Annotated in this window: 16 protein-coding genes; 10 read left to right on the top strand and 6 right to left on the bottom strand. The window is 56.9% G+C overall.

Annotated features, from left to right (window positions below; translation table 11 throughout):
• Positions 1–24: 24 nt before the first annotated feature.
• From ACI77H_RS05415 to ACI77H_RS05390, 6 genes are all read left to right on the top strand, one after another.
• A complete protein-coding gene (locus tag ACI77H_RS05415) occupies positions 25–2,232 on the top strand; it encodes a bifunctional prephenate dehydrogenase/3-phosphoshikimate 1-carboxyvinyltransferase (protein WP_407011042.1) in 2,208 nt (735 codons plus the stop codon).
• Positions 2,229–2,918 (top strand): (d)CMP kinase, encoded by a 690-nt coding sequence (cmk, locus tag ACI77H_RS05410; protein ID WP_008031791.1) that lies wholly within the window; start codon positions 2,229–2,231, stop codon positions 2,916–2,918. The genes ACI77H_RS05415 and cmk overlap by 4 nt, the downstream gene beginning before the upstream one ends.
• A 120-nt stretch (positions 2,919–3,038) precedes the next feature.
• Positions 3,039–4,727, top strand: coding sequence for a 30S ribosomal protein S1 (gene rpsA, locus ACI77H_RS05405; protein WP_407010775.1), 1,689 nt, complete (start codon positions 3,039–3,041; stop codon positions 4,725–4,727).
• 217 nt (positions 4,728–4,944) lie between these two features.
• Positions 4,945–5,223 carry a hypothetical protein gene (locus tag ACI77H_RS05400; RefSeq protein ID WP_407010774.1) on the top strand — a complete coding sequence of 93 codons (279 nt, stop codon included), beginning with the start codon at positions 4,945–4,947 and terminating at the stop codon, positions 5,221–5,223.
• A 149-nt stretch (positions 5,224–5,372) separates the two neighbouring features.
• Positions 5,373–5,666: an integration host factor subunit beta gene (gene ihfB / locus ACI77H_RS05395; protein WP_115486009.1), complete on the top strand. Its 294-nt coding sequence runs from the start codon at positions 5,373–5,375 to the stop codon at positions 5,664–5,666.
• A gap of 42 nt (positions 5,667–5,708) precedes the next feature.
• Positions 5,709–5,924 (top strand): lipopolysaccharide assembly protein LapA domain-containing protein, encoded by a 216-nt coding sequence (locus ACI77H_RS05390; RefSeq protein ID WP_407010773.1) that lies wholly within the window; start codon positions 5,709–5,711, stop codon positions 5,922–5,924.
• Positions 5,925–6,041: 117 nt separating this feature from the next.
• On the opposite strand, the gene ACI77H_RS05385 is transcribed toward ACI77H_RS05390, so the two are convergent.
• Genes ACI77H_RS05385 through ACI77H_RS05360 form a run of 6 tightly spaced genes read right to left on the bottom strand, consistent with a single transcriptional unit; the run spans position 6,042 to position 14,132 of the window.
• Positions 6,042–7,166, bottom strand: a complete 1,125-nt coding sequence (locus ACI77H_RS05385) for a glycosyltransferase family 4 protein (protein ID WP_407010772.1) — start codon at positions 7,164–7,166, stop codon at positions 6,042–6,044.
• Positions 7,159–8,199, bottom strand: a complete 1,041-nt coding sequence (locus ACI77H_RS05380; RefSeq protein ID WP_407010771.1) for an NAD-dependent epimerase/dehydratase family protein — start codon at positions 8,197–8,199, stop codon at positions 7,159–7,161. Before ACI77H_RS05380 ends, ACI77H_RS05385 begins: the two co-directional genes overlap by 8 nt.
• 11 nt (positions 8,200–8,210) lie before the next feature.
• Positions 8,211–9,494, bottom strand: coding sequence for a nucleotide sugar dehydrogenase (locus ACI77H_RS05375; protein WP_407010769.1), 1,284 nt, complete (start codon positions 9,492–9,494; stop codon positions 8,211–8,213).
• 31 nt (positions 9,495–9,525) lie between these two features.
• Positions 9,526–11,472, bottom strand: coding sequence for an asparagine synthase (glutamine-hydrolyzing) (gene asnB, locus ACI77H_RS05370; RefSeq protein ID WP_407010767.1), 1,947 nt, complete (start codon positions 11,470–11,472; stop codon positions 9,526–9,528).
• An 18-nt stretch (positions 11,473–11,490) separates the two neighbouring features.
• Complete coding sequence (locus ACI77H_RS05365; protein WP_407010765.1) at positions 11,491–12,714, bottom strand: O-antigen ligase family protein; 1,224 nt, start codon at positions 12,712–12,714, stop codon at positions 11,491–11,493.
• Positions 12,702–14,132, bottom strand: coding sequence for a lipopolysaccharide biosynthesis protein (locus ACI77H_RS05360; RefSeq protein WP_407010763.1), 1,431 nt, complete (start codon positions 14,130–14,132; stop codon positions 12,702–12,704). Before ACI77H_RS05360 ends, ACI77H_RS05365 begins: the two co-directional genes overlap by 13 nt.
• A gap of 636 nt (positions 14,133–14,768) precedes the next feature.
• On the opposite strand from ACI77H_RS05360, the gene ACI77H_RS05355 reads away from it, so the two are divergent.
• From ACI77H_RS05355 to ACI77H_RS05340, 4 genes are all read left to right on the top strand, one after another.
• Complete coding sequence (locus ACI77H_RS05355) at positions 14,769–15,365, top strand: sugar transferase (protein WP_407010762.1); 597 nt, start codon at positions 14,769–14,771, stop codon at positions 15,363–15,365.
• Positions 15,362–15,712, top strand: coding sequence for a hypothetical protein (locus tag ACI77H_RS05350; RefSeq protein ID WP_407010760.1), 351 nt, complete (start codon positions 15,362–15,364; stop codon positions 15,710–15,712). The genes ACI77H_RS05355 and ACI77H_RS05350 overlap by 4 nt, the downstream gene beginning before the upstream one ends.
• A 178-nt stretch (positions 15,713–15,890) precedes the next feature.
• Positions 15,891–17,069 (top strand): DegT/DnrJ/EryC1/StrS family aminotransferase, encoded by a 1,179-nt coding sequence (locus ACI77H_RS05345; protein ID WP_407010758.1) that lies wholly within the window; start codon positions 15,891–15,893, stop codon positions 17,067–17,069.
• Between the two features lie 208 nt (positions 17,070–17,277).
• Entirely contained in the window at positions 17,278–19,272 is a 1,995-nt protein-coding gene (locus tag ACI77H_RS05340; RefSeq protein ID WP_407010756.1) for a polysaccharide biosynthesis protein, read from the top strand.
• Positions 19,273–19,297 lie beyond the last annotated feature (25 nt).

Raw genomic sequence — 19,297 nt, 5'->3', positions numbered from 1 at the left:
ACTGCGCTGCAATCTGCTGAGCCTGTGATCGGTCGCCTGGTGGTGGTCGGTCTGGGGTTGATCGGCGGTTCGTTTGCCAAGGGCTTGCGTGAAAGCGGCCTGTGCCGCGAAGTAGTCGGCGTCGATCTCGATCCACAGTCGCGCAAGCTCGCGGTCGAGTTGGGCGTGGTGGATCGCTGCGAAGAAGACCTGGCCATTGCATGCCAGGGCGCTGACGTGATTCAGTTGGCCGTGCCGATCCTGGCCATGGAAAAGATGCTCGGCCGCTTGGCTGGCATGGACCTTGGGCAGGCGATCCTGACCGACGTCGGCAGCGCTAAAGGCAATGTGGTGCGTGCCGCGACCGAAGCGTTTGGCGGTATGCCGGCGCGTTTCGTGCCGGGCCATCCGATTGCCGGTTCCGAGCAGAGCGGGGTGGAAGCCTCCAACGCCGAACTGTTCCGTCGCCACAAAGTGATTCTGACACCGCTGGACCAAACCGATCCGGCGGCACTGGCCGTGGTCGACCGGTTGTGGCGCGAACTGGGCGCCGATGTCGAGCACATGCAGGTCGAGCGTCACGACGAAGTGTTGGCGGCGACCAGCCACTTGCCGCACTTGCTGGCGTTCGGTTTGGTCGATTCACTGGCCAAGCGCAATGAAAACCTTGAGATCTTCCGTTACGCTGCCGGCGGTTTCCGCGATTTCACAAGAATCGCGGGAAGTGACCCGGTGATGTGGCACGACATCTTCCTCGCCAACCGCGAAGCTGTCCTGCGCACACTCGATACATTTCGCAGCGACCTCGACGCCTTGCGCGACGCGGTCGATGCTGGGGATGGGCACCAATTGTTGGGCGTGTTCACGCGCGCCCGGGTTGCCCGCGAACATTTCAGTAAAATCCTGGCCCGCCGGGCTTATGTGGACGCTATGAACTCCAACGACCTGATTTTCCTGGGACAACCTGGTGGCCGCCTGACCGGGCGGATTCGTGTACCGGGCGACAAATCGATTTCCCACCGTTCGATCATGCTTGGCTCCCTGGCCGAAGGCGTCACCGAAGTCGAAGGTTTCCTCGAGGGCGAAGACGCTCTGGCGACCTTGCAGGCTTTCCGCGACATGGGCGTGGTGATCGAAGGTCCGCACCACGGGCGCGTGACCATCCACGGCGTCGGCCTGCATGGCCTGAAGCCTGCTCCGGGCCCGATCTATCTGGGCAACTCCGGCACCTCGATGCGTCTGCTGTCCGGCCTGTTGGCTGCGCAGAACTTCGACAGCACCCTTACCGGTGACGCCTCGCTGTCCAAGCGTCCGATGAATCGTGTGGCCAATCCACTGCGTGAAATGGGCGCCGTGATCGAGACCGCTGCCGAAGGTCGTCCGCCGATGACCATCCGTGGCGGCAACAAGCTCAAGGGCCTGACCTACACCATGCCGATGGCCAGCGCCCAGGTTAAATCCTGCCTGCTGTTGGCCGGTCTGTACGCCGAAGGCAAAACCACCGTCACCGAACCTGCACCGACGCGCGACCACACCGAGCGCATGTTGCGCGGCTTCGGTTACCCGGTCAGCGTCAATGGCGCTACGGCGTCGGTCGAGTCCGGCCACAAGCTGACCGCGACCCACATTGAAGTGCCAGGCGATATTTCGTCGTCGGCGTTCTTCCTGGTGGCGGCGTCGATCGCTGAAGGTTCGGAGCTGGTGCTCGAGCATGTCGGCATCAACCCGACCCGTACTGGCGTAATCGACATCCTGCGCCTGATGGGCGCTGACATCACCCTGGAGAACCAGCGTGAAGTCGGCGGCGAGCCGGTAGCGGACCTGCGCGTACGTGCAGCTAAGCTCAAAGGTATCGAGATTCCCGAAGCGCTGGTTCCCTTGGCCATCGACGAATTCCCGGTGCTGTTCGTGGCGGCGGCGTGTGCCGAAGGGCGCACCATCCTGCGTGGCGCAGAAGAATTACGCGTCAAGGAGTCGGACCGGATCCAGGTCATGGCCGATGGCTTGCTGGCATTGGGCGTCAAATGCGAACCGACCCCGGACGGCATCATCATCGATGGCGGCCTGATCGGTGGCGGCGAAGTGCATGGTCATGGCGATCACCGGATTGCCATGGCTTTCAGCGTGGCATCGCTGCGTGCCACTGCACCGATTCGTATCCATGACTGTGCCAACGTCGCGACCTCGTTCCCGAACTTTTTGGCGTTGTGCGCGCAGGTCGGTATCCGTGTTGCACAAGAGGCTCAGTCGTGAAAAACATTGCACCGGTCATCACCATCGATGGGCCAAGTGGCTCCGGCAAGGGCACTGTAGCTGGCATCCTGGCCAAGCGGCTGGGCTGGAACCTGCTGGATTCCGGTGCGCTTTATCGGTTGCTGGCTTTCGCCGCGCATAATCACGGTGTCGACCTCACCAATGAAGAGTTGCTGAAGAAACTTGCCGCTCATCTGGATGTGCAATTCATCGCGGCGACCGACGGTCAGCTGCAGCGAATCATTCTCGAGGGCGATGAAGTCAGCGATGTGATTCGCACCGAAAGCATCGGCTCCGGTGCCTCGCAGGTCGCCGCATTGCCCGCAGTGCGCGAGGCGCTGCTGCAGCGCCAGCGTGCATTCCAGGAAGCGCCGGGGCTGGTGGCCGATGGTCGCGACATGGGTACGGTGGTTTTTCCGGATGCACCGTTGAAGATTTTCCTCACTGCCAGTGCCGAGGAGCGTGCGCGCCGTCGATACTTGCAGTTGAAGGGCAAAGTCGATGGTGTTAGTCTGTCGAGTCTGCTAGATGAGATACGTGCACGCGATGAGCGTGATACCCAGCGAGCGGTAGCCCCGCTTAAGCCGGCGGCTGACGCCATACAGCTGGATTCCACGGAATTATCCATCGACCAGGTGCTGGAACGCATCATGAGTGAGATCGCCATTCGCGATATCGCCGGGTGACCAAGAAGTTGTGCAGGGGACCAGTCATAGTCCTGCGCCGCTTCTTTAAATGAACGTAACCCACGTCGTCTGGGATGTGGAGATGGGCGTATCCTTCGCCCTTATTCAACAGGAATTAAAATGAGCGAAAGCTTTGCGGAACTCTTTGAAGAAAGCCTAAAAACCCTGAACCTTCAGGCAGGCTCCATCATCACCGGTGTTATCGTTGATATCGATTACCAAGCTCGCTGGGTAACCGTTCACGCTGGCCTGAAGTCTGAAGCACTCATCCCGCTTGAGCAGTTCTACAACGACGCTGGTGATCTGACTATCAATGTCGGTGACGAAGTTCACGTTGCGCTGGACTCGGTTGAAGATGGCTTTGGTGAAACCAAGCTGTCCCGTGAAAAAGCCAAGCGCGCTGAATGCTGGATTGTTCTGGAAGCAGCCTTCGCAGCCGAAGAAGTGGTCAAGGGCGTTATCAACGGTAAGGTTAAAGGCGGCTTCACTGTCGACGTTAACGGCATCCGTGCGTTCCTGCCAGGTTCTCTGGTTGACGTCCGTCCTGTGCGCGATACCACGCACCTGGAAGGCAAAGAGCTGGAATTCAAGGTCATCAAACTCGACCAGAAACGCAACAACGTTGTCGTTTCCCGTCGTAGCGTCCTCGAAGCCGAGAACTCCGCTGAGCGTGAAGCTCTGCTGGAATCCCTGCAGGAAGGTCAACAAGTCAAAGGTATCGTCAAGAACCTCACCGATTACGGCGCATTCGTCGATCTGGGTGGCGTCGATGGCCTGCTGCACATTACCGACATGGCTTGGAAACGTATCAAGCATCCTTCCGAAATCGTCAACGTTGGCGACGAGATCGATGTCAAGGTTCTGAAGTACGATCGCGAACGCAATCGTGTTTCCCTGGGCCTGAAGCAACTGGGCGAAGATCCATGGGTTGCTATCAAAGCCCGTTACCCAGAAAGCACTCGCGTTACCGCTCGTGTAACCAACCTGACCGACTACGGCTGCTTCGCTGAGCTGGAAGAAGGCGTTGAAGGTCTGGTACACGTTTCCGAAATGGACTGGACCAACAAGAACATCCACCCTTCGAAAGTCGTACAAGTCGGCGACGAAGTGGAAGTTATGGTTCTGGACATCGACGAAGAGCGTCGTCGTATCTCCTTGGGCATCAAACAGTGCAAATCTAACCCATGGGAAGATTTCTCTGGCCAGTTCAACAAGGGCGATAAAATCTCCGGCACCATCAAGTCGATCACCGATTTCGGTATCTTCATTGGTCTGGACGGCGGCATCGACGGTCTGGTTCACCTGTCCGACATCTCCTGGAACGAAGTGGGCGAAGAAGCCGTACGCCGTTTCAAGAAGGGCGACGAGCTGGACACCGTTATCCTGTCGGTTGACCCAGAGCGCGAGCGTATCTCCCTGGGTATCAAGCAACTGGAAAGCGATCCGTTCTCCGAGTACGTCTCGGTTAACGACAAAGGCGCAATCGTTAAAGGTACTGTGAAAGAAGTTGACGCCAAAGGCGCCATCATCGTTCTGGCCGACGATATCGAAGCGACTCTGAAAGCCTCCGAAATCAGCCGTGACCGCGTTGAAGATGCGCGCAACGTTCTGAAAGAAGGCCAGGAAGTAGAAGCCAAGATCATCAGCGTTGATCGTAAGAGCCGCGTCATTCAGCTGTCGATCAAATCGAAAGACGATGCTGAAGAGAAAGAAGCCATCCAGAGCCTGAAATCGGCTCCGGAAGGTGAAGCTGCTGCTGACACCACCATGGCGGCACTGCTGCGCCAGGCAATGGCCAAACAGAACTAAGTTCTGCTTGATCGTTAAAAAGGGCGACTTCGGTCGCCCTTTTTTGTGCCTGCGATTTGGTGTTTGCAGTAACGGCGTCGCACGACATTGATGGCCCATGAAACCAATAGCCCCGAAAAGCTGTCTCTTTCTTTCATCGGATCAATCGTTTATTTGCAGCTAGTCTTTAGTTAGAAGCGAACGACAGTCGGGCAGGGCGCCCGACATAAGGAAATAAATGAACAAGCTCATTGTCGCACTAGCCGTACTGACATTGGCGGGGTGTACCACTAATGCCAAGACCCACGCCGCACGTGGGGTCAGTGGCATCGAGGTCGATTGTTCGGGGTTGGGTTCGGGGTGGGAGAAGTGTCACAAGCGCGCTGCCAAGGAGTGCAAGGGCGCTGGTTACAAGGTGGTCACTCGATCCGATGACGCCAAAGACGAAGATGAGTTTCCCTTTGGCTTCAACCCCGCAGGTTATCTGACGCGCACCATGCTGGTTATCTGCAGATGAGCAGGTCAGGTGTGATGGGTCTTCTGCGCTGAAATCTGCTATCCCATTGTTGGTGAAGATATGTCAAAGCTCGGACTGTTCAAATTCCTTCGGGCATGCTAAAACCTTTGAAGCGCTTTTCCTAGCTGCTTGAAAAAGAAGGGAAAAATATGACGAAGTCGGAGTTGATCGAACGAATTGTCACCCATCAAGGGCTGCTCTCATCCAAGGATGTGGAGCTGGCTATCAAGACCATGCTCGAACAAATGTCCCAATGTCTGGCCACCGGTGATCGTATCGAGATCCGTGGATTTGGCAGTTTCTCCCTGCACTACCGCGCACCGCGCGTAGGCCGCAATCCGAAAACCGGTCAGTCCGTCAGCCTTGACGGCAAATTCGTTCCTCATTTCAAACCGGGGAAAGAGTTACGGGATCGGGTTAATGAGGATGAGGAACCGATTTAACCAGGCTGGATTAGGAGAAGTTTTGTGCGCGGAGTAAAGAAGTTGTCTTCGCTGCTGATCGTATTGGTGGCATTAGCAGCGACGCTGCTCTTTTCATTGGAGAATCAGCAGCCGGTTTCCTTGGTGTTTGTGGGTTGGTCTGCACCGCCATGGCCCGTGTCAATTTACATTTTGGGTGCGTTACTGCTGGGGTTGTTGGTTGGGCCGCTTTTGGGGGTTTTCTTCTACCGGCGAAACAGCCGCCGGCTTGGAAAGTAGGCGGGTTGGCTCTGAAGCCTGTGAGTGCCTTCGTACCTGACTGGCTGATCGGTGCAGCGTTCGTTGGGAGGATGGCCCGGCGCTGAATGTTGGCAGCGCGCCGGACCCGGCCAGTACTTAGCCGCGTAACGCCATTGCATCGATCATCGCTGCATTCACACGATGTACGTCATACTTTTGTTCCGCTAGTTCGCGACTTGTGCGACCCATTTGCTCACGCAACTCGCTTGAACCTGCCAGGCGCGCCATGGCGGTTGCCAGGTCTGCCGAGTCCCGCGGTTTAACCAAAAAGCCGTTCACCCCGTCCTGAACCGTCTCACGGCATCCCGGCGCGTCTGTGGTAACAATGGCTCGTCCACAGGACATTGCTTCGAGCACCGAGCGTGGTGTTCCTTCGCGGTAGGAGGGCAGCACGAATACGCTGCAAGCGGCGAGGTACGGTTTCACATCGCTGACGGCTCCGTGATACTGGATGACGCCCTCTTTTTCCCAGCCTGCAACGATATCTGCTTGAATCCCCGAGGGATTGGAATCCAGTGGCCCAACCAGATGGAAAGTGGCCTGCGGGTAGGTGGATTTCAGCGAACGAGCAGCATCCACATACTCAACCACGCCCTTATCGCGCAGAACTCGACCGACGAACAAAAAGCTCGGTTGAGAGGGGAGAGGGGCGACTGGGAAGCTGTCGGTGTCAACCCCCGACCCATTGACGATCCAGGCTGGAAGGCTTGCGTTGAAAAGCCCCTGGTCCTTGAAGAGCTGTCGGTCATCCGGGTTCTGGAAGAACAGGCCGTCGGCGAAGCGCAATCCGAACCGGTACAAGCCTGATGCGATGCGTTTGACGAGATCGCGACTGAAGCTGGCCTTGGCGTCAGTAAACGCATAGCCCAGGCCGGTAATCAGCGCGTAACGCCGCTTTACGCCCGCCAGACGGGCGGCGGGCAAGCCATAGACCACCGGCTTTATCGTATAGGCGAGCACCACGTCGGGCTTGATTTTGCGCAGGCACTGGCTGAGCTGCAGCAGATAGCGCAGATCGGCGAATGGATTTAATCCTGCGCGTGACATTGGCACGACGTGGTACGCAATCCCTTTTTCAGCGAGTCGCGTGCGCACAGATTCATCATCTTCAGGTGCAATCGCGGCGACTTCATGACCATTCGCTCGCATTGCATCCAGAAGATCCCCGCGAAACCGGATCAACGATTCGGCGAGCCCGGCGATGACGACAATTTTAGACATGCTTGCCTACATGGGTTGTGTAATAGGTTGCAGAGTCCTGCAGTCCGGCGGCGATGCGATGCGTCGGTGCATAGCCGAGCAACGATTCGACCTTGCTGATATCCGCCTGGGAATGACGAACATCGGCGGCCCGGAAATCGCGGTATACCGGATTCACATCCTTTAGCTCAGGCTTGACCGCGCTCGCAAGTTCACGGATGTGGGAGAACAGTTCATTCAGCGTGGTGCGGTCGCCCACGGCCACGTTGTACACCTGATTCACCGCATCGGCTTCTTGCGTGGTAGCCGCCAGCAAATTGGCCTGGACAGTGTTGGCGATGAAGCAAAAATCACGGCTGGTTTCACCATCGCCGTTGATATAAATGGGTTCGTCGCGCAGCAGGGCACCAAACCACTTTGGAATCACGGCGGCGTAGGCGCCATCCGGATCCTGCCTTGGGCCGAATACGTTGAAGTAACGCAGCCCTATGCTCTGCAACCCATAGCAACGTGCGAACACGTCCGAGTACAGCTCGTTGACGTACTTGGTGACGGCATAGGGTGACAGTGGCCGACCGATACGATCCTCTACCTTGGGCAATCCAGGGTGATCGCCGTAGGTGGAGCTTGATGCGGCATACACGAAGCGCTTGACGCCGGCATCGCGGCTGGCGACCAGCATGTTCAGGAAGCCATCGATGTTTGTGGTGTTGGTCCGGATCGGGTCTTCCAGCGAGCGAGGTACGCTGCCCAGGGCTGCCTGGTGAAGAACGTAGTCGACACCGCCTTCCATGGCGCGCTGGCAGTCTTCCAGTTTGCGGATATCACCTTGCACAAATTTGAACTGTGCCCAGGCGGTATCTGCAACAGCCTGCTGCACCAGATCAAGGTTGCGCTGGTGGCCGGTTTCGAAGTTGTCGAGGCCGATCACGCGCTGATTCAGCTGGAGCAGTGTCTCGAGCAGGTTCGAGCCGATGAAGCCGGCCACACCGGTGATGAGCCAAGTGCGCGGCGACGCCGCCAGCTCTTGGCGCAGAGTTTCGTAAGCGTTCATGCCATTCTCCATCAGAGGCGCCAGAAGCGCGCTCCAGCACTTTCCAGGGCAGGGCCGTCGCAAACACCTTTGACATCGATGACGACGGGAGCGTTGTGCATAAGCTTCAGGTATTCGTCGGTGGTCCAGCGCGCATAGGCATCATGTGCAACGGCAACCACGACTGCAGCGGCAGGCTGGAGTTCGTCGAGTTTGCGCAGCGAGACGCCATACTCGTGCAGGGCTTCTGCCGAATCGGCCTCTGGGTCGAACACTTGTACCTTGACGTCGAATTCTTCGAGCTCGCGAATGATATCGATGACGCGAGAGTTGCGCAGGTCAGGGCAGTTTTCTTTGAAGGTCAGGCCCAGCACGGTGACGACGGCGCCAGCGATAGGGTGGCCGGCGTGGATCATCTGCTTGATCGTCTGCTGGGCGATAAACGCGCCCATGCTGTCGTTGATACGACGACCGGCCAGAATGACCTGAGGAATATAGCCGAGCTTTTCGGCCTTGTGCGTCAGGTAGTAAGGGTCCACACCAATGCAGTGTCCGCCTACCAGGCCCGGCTTGAATTTCAGGAAGTTCCACTTGGTCCCGGCGGCTTCAAGAACGTCGAGCGTGTCGATGCCCATGCGGTCGAAGATCAGTGCCAATTCGTTCATCAGGGCGATGTTCAGGTCGCGCTGGGTGTTTTCGATCACCTTGGCGGCCTCGGCCACTTTGATCGACGCGGCTTTGTAAACGCCGGCAGTGACGACGGAGCTGTACACGTCGGCCACGATGTCAAGGGTAGCGGCGTCTTGCCCGGAGACGACTTTTTTGATCTTGGTGAATGTGTGTTCCTTGTCGCCCGGGTTGATGCGCTCGGGGCTGTAGCCCACGGTGAAGTCGGTGCCGCATTTCAGGCCGGATACACGCTCCAGGATCGGAACGCAGATGTCTTCGGTGACACCTGGGTAAACAGTCGACTCATAAACGACGATGTCGCCCTGTTTCAGCGCTTTGCCTACGGTTTCGGAAGCCCTCACCACCGGCGTCAGGTCCGGCTGGTGGGCGTCGTCGATTGGCGTGGGAACCGCGACGATATGGAAATCAGCCTTTGCGAGCACATCAGTCTTGCTGGTGAATTCGATTTGCGTCTGGCCCAGTTCATCGCTGGTGACTTCGTTGGTACGGTCCTGTCCCGCGCGCAGTTCCTGCAGGCGGCTTTCGTTGATGTCAAAGCCGATAACCGGTCCGTGTTTGCCGAACGCTACAGCCACCGGCAGGCCAACATAACCCAGCCCGACCACTGATATCTTTCTCAGATACATGGGTTTTCCTCTAATAAATGGAATCTTTTAATCAGTTGACTTGTTTGCGATCGAGCCACGCCTGGAACATCAGCACAGGCCAAAGCTGTTGCTGGTAATTTCCCTGCCCCCGAAGGTGCTTTTCCCACACGGCCCTGATCGGGCCCGGTACGAAATAACCTTCGCTCGCCAGTCGTTGTGGGTCCAGCAATGATTCGGCCCAGTCGCGCAAAGGGCCGCGGAGCCAATCGTGTAGCGGGATACCGAAGCCCATTTTTGGGCGTTCGATGAGTTCTCGTGGTACGTAGCGATCGAGTAGCTGGCGCAGAATCCACTTGGTGCTGCCATTGCGGATTTTGAGCGACATCGGCAATGTCGATGCAAACTCGACGATCCTGTGGTCCAGGAACGGAACGCGAGTTTCGAGGCTGACGGCCATTGCTGCTCGATCTACTTTGGCCAGGATATCGTCGGGCAGGTAGGTCAGTGTGTCTTGACGCATCATCCAGGAGGCGAAATCGCTGTCCCCGACAGATACAAGGCCAGGCATGGGATTAGCGCCGATGACGATATCGGTTGCATTTGGCCATTGTGATACTACCCGATCATACATTTGGTCGGGAGAGGCATGTCGCATGACGCTGGCGAGTTTGTGGAGCTTGTCGCCAGGCAACGCGACGCGCAAGCCTGCGGGGGTAATCGGGTTCAATCCGGCGGCGATGGAGTCCCAGCGAGCTGGCGAGGCGGATTCAATCATTTTGGCTGCCAGCCTGCGTGCTGGTCCCGGTACACGACTGAGCTTGCGCCATACGTTGGGCAGGTGCTGATAGCGATTGTATCCGCCGAACAGCTCATCGCCTGCGTCGCCGGACAGGCTCACCGTGACGTGGCTACGAGCCAGCTGAGAAACAAGAAAGGTTGGTATTTGTGATGAATCGGCAAAGGGTTCGCCGTAGATGTCAGGTAGCTTCGGCACCACGTTCATGGCATCCGTACCTGACACATAGAGTTCGGTGTGGTCGGTGCCGAGGTGGCGGGCAACGGCTTTGGCGTGCTCGGCCTCGTTGTAGCCCGGATTGTCGAAACCGATGGTGTAGGTCTTGACCTGTTGGGACGATAGCGACTGCATCAGGCTGACGATGAGTGTTGAGTCGATGCCGCCGGACAGGAACGCGCCGAGAGGTACATCCGCTACCATTTGGTCGCGGATCGTGGTGCTCATCAGCTCGTGAAGCTGGTCGATGGCTTCTGCATCGGAACGCGACGGGTTGTGTCCGGGTTGTGCGGCGGGCAGTTCCCAATAGGTCTGTGGCGTTCCTGTCGTGCCGCTATCGAGGGTGGCCTGGTCGAGCTCGAGCCACGTGCCCGGCGGCAATTTGTGAATGCCCTGGTAAATGGAGTGTGGTGACGGTACATACGCATACTTCAGGAGCAGGGCCAGGCTGTCGCGTGAAATCTCCGCGTCGAAGTTCGGGTGCGCTTCCAGTGCCTGCAGCTCCGATGCGAAAAACAGCGCGCCTTTGCTCAGGCCGTAATAGAGTGGCTTTTCTCCGATCCGGTCGCGCGCAAGCGTGAGGGTTTCGCGGGTGCGGTCCCATACTGCCAGCGCGAACATGCCGACCAGCTTGCGCAGGGTTTCTTGAATACCCCACTGTTCGAAGGCTGCCAGCATCACCTCGGTATCCGAATGGCCGCGCCATGGCAGCGGGCTCGGATGAGCCGCGTCGAGCGCTTGGCGCAATGCCTGGAAGTTGTAGATTTCACCATTGAACACAATGACGTAACGACCTGTCGGCGATGCCATTGGCTGGTGTCCGGCGGAGCTCAGGTCGACGATCGCCAGTCGGCGGTGGCCAAGAAAAAGGCCGGCACCATTGTCCCAGGCGCCCGAATCATCGGGGCCCCGGCGAAGAATGGCGTTGGTCATGCGGGTGAGGGCGGATGGCCCGTCGTACCTGCCTTGGCTGTTAGGGTGCCAGAACCCAGCAATACCGCACATGGAGCAATCTCGTTGTAATCAAAGGGGTTGAGGCTTTTCGCGCACAGTAGTGAAACTGCCATTCTTGACCGCTAGCGCACAAATGATCATGTAGAGACTGAATACCGGCTGGCGGAGCGTGAAGTGCGCCCCTGAGAAAACCATTAGAACGACAAGTACAGCCAGCGAATAAGGGTCTCGGGCTCGATAGGCGTTGAGGAGAAGCCACAGGTACAAGGCGCCCATCAGCAACACGCCTGCGATGCCTGTCTGGGTCAAAATGTCGAAGCCGAGGTTGTGCGCCTCCTGCTTGACTTCAGGATCGTCAAAATAAGAGTACGCGCCCGGGCCATGCCCGATAACAGGGGACTTCATCCATGCTTCTGTGGCATGGGCCCACAAGATTTTGCGGGCAATGCCCTTGTTCTCGTCGAAGCCGACACCGAGCACGGAGTCCGACTTTCCGATGAGCATTTCCCGTCCGGGGGCATCGATCACTAGCTTGAATGAACCAAACGCGACCAGGAAAGCGAACAGCATCGTCGCGAATATCTTCCAGTTGACCCGTTTCACCCACAGCAGCGCGACGATTGTAAGGAGTGGCAGGCTAATGGCCCAGGCGAGTAGCAGTGCATCGCTGCGCACGCTCAATCCAACAGTGAACAGCATCCAGAAAAACAGGAAGTTGCGTAGCCAACGTATCCCCTGCCAGTTTGACTCGCGGCAAGCGGCCATCGCCCAGATTGGGATCGGCAGCAGGAACAGGGCGAGCTGATTGGGGTTGGTGGACCAGGCAGAAAGGCGTGAAGGGAACAGCGTATTGATCCCTAGCCATTCCGCCAACTGTGGGGAGTTGGTCATCAAACAGAGAAACGGAATCGCCAGCAACGCAAGTGGAATGATGGTCAGGGCCTTGATGAAGCTATTGAACTCTTCCTGTGTCGCTTTCTCGAGGCAGGCCAGCGCCATCAGAGAGAAGCATGCCGTGTACACATACGCCACTGCGGTGTGGACAGAACTGCCTCCTTTGACAGGGCTGAGCAGCGCTGCAACCGCCGCAATCACCATGAAACCTACCCAGAAGAGCATGATGGGATGCGTCAGGTAGCGCAGAGCCTGCTTGTAGCGCAGGGACCACAGAAACAACAACATAACGGCAAGTTCGCCGATTCCGAGTGGTAGTTTGCCGAAGCGCAGGGCCGTCGCAACGGAGGCAAAAACCACCAGGGCGGCACCGATCGAAATGAAATTTACCTTGCGCATTTTTCCTGCCTTAGGTCACGCAAACGCTTCGCCAGAAAGGCGAGGCTGCTCATGAAAACAGCAAGCAGGAGCAGTGAAACAAGTGCGCCTTCCATGCCATGAATTGAAGTTGTGATGAAAACCCCGATACCTACCCCGAGCCAGGGCAGTAGCCCAATGACTGATTTCCGGAGCGAGCAGGACAAGAGTATACCGTTACGGATGTCGACAATGACGACGGCCAGCAATTGAGAAGCGAACCAGGCCCAGCCGATTTCTCGGGTTGCGTGTCCGTAAAATGCGAAAAGTGTGGCCGCGCCAGCGCCAAGCGAAAGCAGATTGATCAGAAGTGCGGCGCCTGCATCCTTCTGCGCTTGCAGAAACTCATAACCGAGACGTACATGCCCGGACATGCAAATCCCCGCAAGCAGTCCTGCGGCAAAGGGGGCTGCATCCTGAAGCGCCGGAAGCCATTGAGCCAGTAGCGGAAAGAAGGCGAGACCCGAGAGCGTGAGCGCGCCGTAAATCAGCGCACTGCCCAGGCTGAGGTAGGGCATCGTGTCGCGAAGCCAGGCTTTTTTGTCTGGATCAGCCAGCCATTCGCAAATTTTTGGATAGACCAGCACCGGGTAGAGAGTCGCAACGAACCAGATTTTGTTCAGTACGTCGTAGACGGATCGGTACTTGCCCAGTGTTTCGGCCCCATAGGCGTGGCTGACATAGATGGATATGAATTCGGTTGCGAGCACTTGCAGGAGCGCGACGCCGATGATGGGGGCCGCGTGTCGGTAGAGGGTGGTCACCAGAGGCCATGCGACCGGGGTGCGCAGTTCAGCTTCTTGCTTGCGCCAGAACAGCCACAAAATCAGATAGTCGGGGATCTTCCTGAGTACGACAGCGGCAAGCACCCACTCGATCTGCTGTGTCGCGATGGCAACAATCGCCACGGCGAGGAAGCGGCTTAGCTGGATGCACAATTGGTATTGCGCGTAGGCAAAGTGCCGCGCCCGCAGCACGTTCAGCATCTGGAAATACTGCCCCGGCAAGGCCAGAACGTATTCGACTACCGCTGCGGCGCCGATCCAGTACGCCAGGTTCAGTTGATCGGTACGCAGTGGGAAAAGGACGGAGACGCCCTTGGCAATCAGGGGCGTAGCCAGTAACAGCACAATACCCGCCGCGACGTAAGCCGCGCGGGTGGAGCTGACGAGCTGAGCGCGCTGCGTTTCCCCGGCCGAGTAAATAGCACTGACCGCAGACTTGGATAGTGCCGAATCCAGGAACAGCAGAGTGCTGGAGAGAATGATATAGACGGAATAGAAGCCGTAGCCTTGAAAACCGATGTAGTGAACAAGGATCGGAATAATCAGAATGTTCAGTAGAAAATTCAGACCATTAGCTGAATACAGTGCAAGGGATTTCTTTAGCCAGCTATTCAATTCCACCTCCCTATGCCGAATACGTAATTTTCTCAACGTTCCGGTTTCCATCAGGGAATGGTCTGGATCGAAAAGCTTGTTGTGATCTGTGGAACATCGGAAACAGTTTCCTGACAGCCCTTCCATCTATGTGTGTGCTGGCTGGACGCCGTACCGGACTCCAAGGACATGGAGGGCGCGAACATAAAGGATGCAAGCGTGTTTGCAAGCACTCAGGCACCATAGGCTGGAAGGTAGGGAATGATACTGGATAGAGCATTTCTGGCAAGTAGCATGAGCGCATTCCGCACTTGCACAAACAGCATGAATACTGGTTCGTGCTATTCATTACTTGACGGTTGAAATTATGGTTGTCAAAATTTTTCGCTTTTTTGATGCCGATATTTTCGAGCGTCCGGCTGAGCGATGGCGCTGGAAATGGTATAACGACACCAGCAATTGGTTAGAGTCGTTTTTGTGCCGACGACGTCGAAGTTGAGAGTTGTCGGGTCGGTTTTTATTTCCTGTCGGGACACCCGCAAGCGGGATCCGTTTTCGATGATTATGTTTGCGTCCAGAGTGCTCGGGAACATCTGAGTCGCAGGTTACGGCGGCATTGAATACACGCGCTCATCCAATCAACACTCAGGTCAATACATGTTTAAACGGTTCATCGATATCAGTGCTTCAATGTGCGCCCTCGTACTCCTGGCTCCCGTGATGGCTATCGTCGCCTGGAATATCCGCAAGAAACTCGGGTCACCGGTTCTCTTCAGGCAGGTTCGTCCTGGCCGGGACGGGAAGCCTTTCGAGATGGTGAAATTCCGTACGATGCGTGATGCCGTGGATGCCGATGGCAATCCTCTGGCGGACTCGGAGCGAATGACCCCTTTCGGCAGTTTCCTTCGCGCCAGCAGCCTGGATGAGTTGCCGGAGTTGTGGAATGTCCTTAAAGGGGACATGAGCCTGGTAGGGCCGCGACCGTTGCTGATGGAATACCTGCCTCTCTATAGCCAGGAACAGAATCGCCGCCACGAGGCTCGTCCGGGTGTGACCGGGTGGGCGCAGGTCAATGGTCGCAACGCGTTGGGCTGGGATGAAAAATTCGAACTGGACGTCTGGTATGTCGACAACCAATCCTTTTGGCTCGACCTCAAGATCATCTTCATGACGATCAAGAAGGTGGTCGTCAAAGAAGGTATCAGCGCGGACGGTGAAGTCACGATGTCCAAGTTTACCGGTAATAAACGATGAAAAGGCTGGCGGTTCTCGGGGCCAGCGGACACCGGAAAGTTGTCGCCGATACCGCGCAATGCTGCGGCTGGGATCAGGTGGACTTTTTCGATGACGCATGGCCCAGCCTCACCGGCGTTGGCAATTGGCTAGTGGCGGGCGATTCGGCGACGATGTGCGCTCGACTCCAGAACTATCAAGGTGTCATTGTTGCCATCGGCAATAATGTTGTTCGACAGGCGAAGCTGGCGGCACTGATCGAAGCGCAAGCACCCGTTGTGTCATTGGTGCATCCAGCCGCGGTCATCAGTCAATACGCGTCTCTTGGGGCCGGTTCCGCCCGGGTGCCGGATTGGCCGGCGCCTTGAGCGTAGGGGGTGCGGCAGTCGTCGGCGATGTGCCTGATGGCTTAGTGGTTACCGGTGTGCCTGCCAAAGTCATTTCAACGGCTTGAGCCGGATCGACTTCACGCTGGAAACATGAGTCGAGTTTTAAGTAAATAATGGATTTTCCAAATTTCATCTTGAAATTAATAGGATGTGGGCTGTGTTGAATTCTCCTTTTTCTCCTTGGCCTTCTTTTTCCGAAGAAGAAGCCAACGCAGTACGTGACGTCATTCTTTCCAACAAAGTCAATTACTGGACCGGGCAGGAGTGCCGTGAATTCGAGAAAGAGTTCGCTGCCTGGAGCGGAACCGAGTACGCCATCGCCCTGGCCAACGGCACCGTCGCCCTGGACCTCGCCTTCCAGGCGCTGGGTATCGGTGACGGAGACGAGGTCATTGTGACCTCCCGAACGTTTCTCGCCTCGGTATCCAGCATCGTCAATGCCGGTGCGGTGCCTGTGTTTGCCGATGTCGACGCGGATTCGCAGAACATCACCGCCCAAACCATTGCCGCTGTATTGACCCCTCGCACCCGGGCGATTGTCTGTGTGCATCTGGCGGGTTGGTCCTGCGACATGGATCCGATCATGGCGCTGGCCGAGGAGCATGATCTCAGGGTGATCGAAGATTGCGCGCAGGCCCATGGCGCGAAGTACAAAAGGCGTCCCGTCGGCTCGATCGGTCATATCGGCGCGTGGTCGTTCTGTCAGGACAAGATCATGACCACCGGCGGTGAAGGCGGGATGGTCACCACCAATGATCGCAATTTGTGGCTGGACATGTGGGCCTACAAGGATCACGGCAAAAGCTGGGAAGCTATCTACGAGCGCGAGCACGCGCCCGGCTTCCGTTGGGTACACGAAAGTTTTGGTACCAACTGGCGGATGCTCGAAACCCAAGGCGTATTGGGGCGTATTCAACTGCGACTGATGGATCAATGGCAGCCAGCACGCCTGTCCAATGCTCGCAGAATATGGGCCGCCGCTGATGAGTTGGCCGGTTTGCGAGTGCCTGCCATTCCGGAGGATTACGTGCATGCGGCGTATAAGTGTTATGTATTCGTCAAGCCTGAGGCCTTGAAAGCCGGTTGGACCCGCGACCGCATTCTCAATGAGATCGTTGCGCGTGGTGTTCCCTGCTTTTCAGGTTCGTGCTCTGAGGTCTATCTGGAAAAGGCCTTCGACAATACGCAATGGCGTCCGCAGGTACGCCTGCCGGTTGCCAAACAGCTGGGTGAGACAAGTTTGATGTTCATGGTGCATCCGACGCTGACATCCGCGGAAATTGACAAGACCTGTCAGGTTTTGTCCGACGTCATGCGAGAAGCGGTCGCCGGTTGAAGGTCGATGCGCTTTTGATTGTGCGGGGCTCGTCTGCAATGGCGAGCCCTGTTTGAAGTAACAGCACGTCAAGCGCATGGCAGTTCAGGATGGCTCTGGCTGCACGCTTGTTTAATCCACCGCAACGGCATGCCTTTTGATTTTGGAATGGACGGTCTTCAGGTCGCTATTCGGTTCAAGAACAGTCCAGGTTTTACAAGAGGGAGTTATGGAAAAGGCACGAGCATTCTTGCTAGGGCTATCGCGTAGGAAAAAGCGGTTGATTCAGGTCTTCTGCGACGTTCTGCTGGTCTGGCTTGCACTATGGATGGCATTTGTCGTGCGCCTTGGCATCGATGACCTGATCAATCCTCTGGAAGAGCATCGCTGGCTGTTTATAAGTGCTCCGATTGTGGCAATTCCCTTGTTCGTCCGTTTTGGTATGTATCGTGCCGTCATGCGTTATTTCGGCAACGATGCGCTGATCGCGATCATCAAGGCTGTCAGTCTTTCTTCGCTGTTGCTTGCCCTCATCGTCTATTGGTACAGCAACCATGAAGCGGTCGTTCCCCGTTCGATCATTTTCAACTATTGGTGGTTGAGCCTGGTGTTGATCGGCGGCTTGCGTTTGGCAATGCGCCAGTACTTTTTGGGTGACTGGTTTACCGCGGCTCAACATGTACCGTTCACCAGCCGGGATGACGGTTTGCCGAAAGTCGCCATCTACGGCGCGGGATCTGCCGGTAACCAACTGGCGGTAGCATTGCGGATGGGGCGTTTGATGCGCCCGGTTGCGTTCATCGACGATGACCGCAGCATTGCCCACAGGGCTATTTCCGGGCTGCAGGTTTACACCCCCAAACACATCCAGCAGCTGATCGATGAGACGGGTGCGCAGGAGATCTTGCTGGCGGTGCCTTCGGCAACCCGGGCCCGGCGTCGTGAGATATTGAATTTTCTTGAAGCCTTTCCACTGCACGTGCGCAGCGTTCCCGGCTTCATGGACCTGGCCAGCGGGCGGGTCAAGGTCGACGATATTCAGGAAGTGGATATTGCTGACTTGCTGGGCCGCGATACGGTGCCGGCACAGGAAGACCTGTTCTCCCGTTGCATCGAGGCTCAATGCGTTCTGGTGACGGGGGCGGGCGGTTCAATCGGATCAGAGCTTTGCCGCCAGATACTGGGCGCCCATCCGAAAACACTGCTGTTGTTCGAGCACAGTGAGTTCAATCTTTACAGCATCATGTCCGAGTTGGAGCAGCGGATCAGTCGTGAATCGCTATCGGTCAAGTTACTGCCGATATTGGGCTCGGTACGTCATGAGGCAAAGCTTCTTGACGTCATGAAAACCTGGCACGTCGATACGGTCTACCACGCGGCGGCTTACAAGCACGTGCCGATGGTCGAGCACAACATTGCCGAAGGCGTTCTCAACAACGTCATCGGTACGCTCAACACCGCGCAGGCAGCGCTGCAAGCCGGGGTTTCCAACTTCGTTCTAATTTCCACCGACAAGGCCGTTCGCCCGACTAACGTCATGGGCAGCACCAAGCGTTTGGCCGAGATGACGCTGCAAGCCCTCAGCCGCGAAGCCGCGCCGGTCCTGTTTGGCGATGTCAGCAATGTCTCTCAGGTCAACAAGACCCGATTTACCATGGTGCGTTTCGGTAACGTGCTGGGCTCATCAGGCTCGGTCATTCCGCTGTTTCACAAACAGATCAAGTCAGGCGGGCCGTTGACGGTCACTCACCCGAAAATCACCCGCTACTTCATGACCATCCCTGAAGCCGCGCAACTGGTCATTCAGGCCGGCTCAATGGGGCAAGGTGGTGACGTTTTCGTACTGGATATGGGCGAGCCGGTGAAAATTGTCGAGCTGGCCGAGAAGATGATTCACCTGTCGGGCCTAAGCGTTCGCTCGGATCGCAATCCGCATGGTGATATCGCGATCGAGTTCAGTGGTTTGCGTCCGGGCGAGAAATTGTACGAAGAGTTGCTGATCGGCGATAACGTCGTGGCGACGTCGCATCCGATGATCATGAGCGCCGATGAAGACCATCTGCCGTGGGATGTCCTCAAGGCGAGGTTGATCGAGCTGTTGTCCGCTGTCGATCGGGATGATTACACGCGTGTGCGTCAACTTCTGCGCGACACCGTCAGTGGCTACACGCCCGATGGCGATATCGTCGACTGGATCTACCAGCAGCGTCGCCTCGAACCCTGATTGTTTCACATCCTGTAACCAACAC

The sequence above is a fragment of the Pseudomonas sp. O230 genome (assembly GCF_045447035.1).
Lineage (GTDB): Bacteria > Pseudomonadota > Gammaproteobacteria > Pseudomonadales > Pseudomonadaceae > Aquipseudomonas.
This window is presented reverse-complemented; position numbering and strand designations above follow the sequence as displayed.

Coding starts and splice junctions, on each gene's coding strand:
- ACI77H_RS05400 (WP_407010774.1), top strand. CDS start 4,945: ATGAACAAGCTCATTGTCGCACTAGCCGTACTGACATTGGCGGGGTGT.
- ACI77H_RS05365 (WP_407010765.1), bottom strand. CDS start 12,714: ATGCGCAAGGTAAATTTCATTTCGATCGGTGCCGCCCTGGTGGTTTTT.
- asnB (WP_407010767.1), bottom strand. CDS start 11,472: ATGTGCGGTATTGCTGGGTTCTGGCACCCTAACAGCCAAGGCAGGTAC.
- ACI77H_RS05340 (WP_407010756.1), top strand. CDS start 17,278: ATGGAAAAGGCACGAGCATTCTTGCTAGGGCTATCGCGTAGGAAAAAG.
- ACI77H_RS05375 (WP_407010769.1), bottom strand. CDS start 9,494: ATGTATCTGAGAAAGATATCAGTGGTCGGGCTGGGTTATGTTGGCCTG.
- ACI77H_RS05355 (WP_407010762.1), top strand. CDS start 14,769: ATGTTTAAACGGTTCATCGATATCAGTGCTTCAATGTGCGCCCTCGTA.
- ACI77H_RS05380 (WP_407010771.1), bottom strand. CDS start 8,199: ATGAACGCTTACGAAACTCTGCGCCAAGAGCTGGCGGCGTCGCCGCGC.
- rpsA (WP_407010775.1), top strand. CDS start 3,039: ATGAGCGAAAGCTTTGCGGAACTCTTTGAAGAAAGCCTAAAAACCCTG.
- ACI77H_RS05385 (WP_407010772.1), bottom strand. CDS start 7,166: ATGTCTAAAATTGTCGTCATCGCCGGGCTCGCCGAATCGTTGATCCGG.
- ihfB (WP_115486009.1), top strand. CDS start 5,373: ATGACGAAGTCGGAGTTGATCGAACGAATTGTCACCCATCAAGGGCTG.
- ACI77H_RS05350 (WP_407010760.1), top strand. CDS start 15,362: ATGAAAAGGCTGGCGGTTCTCGGGGCCAGCGGACACCGGAAAGTTGTC.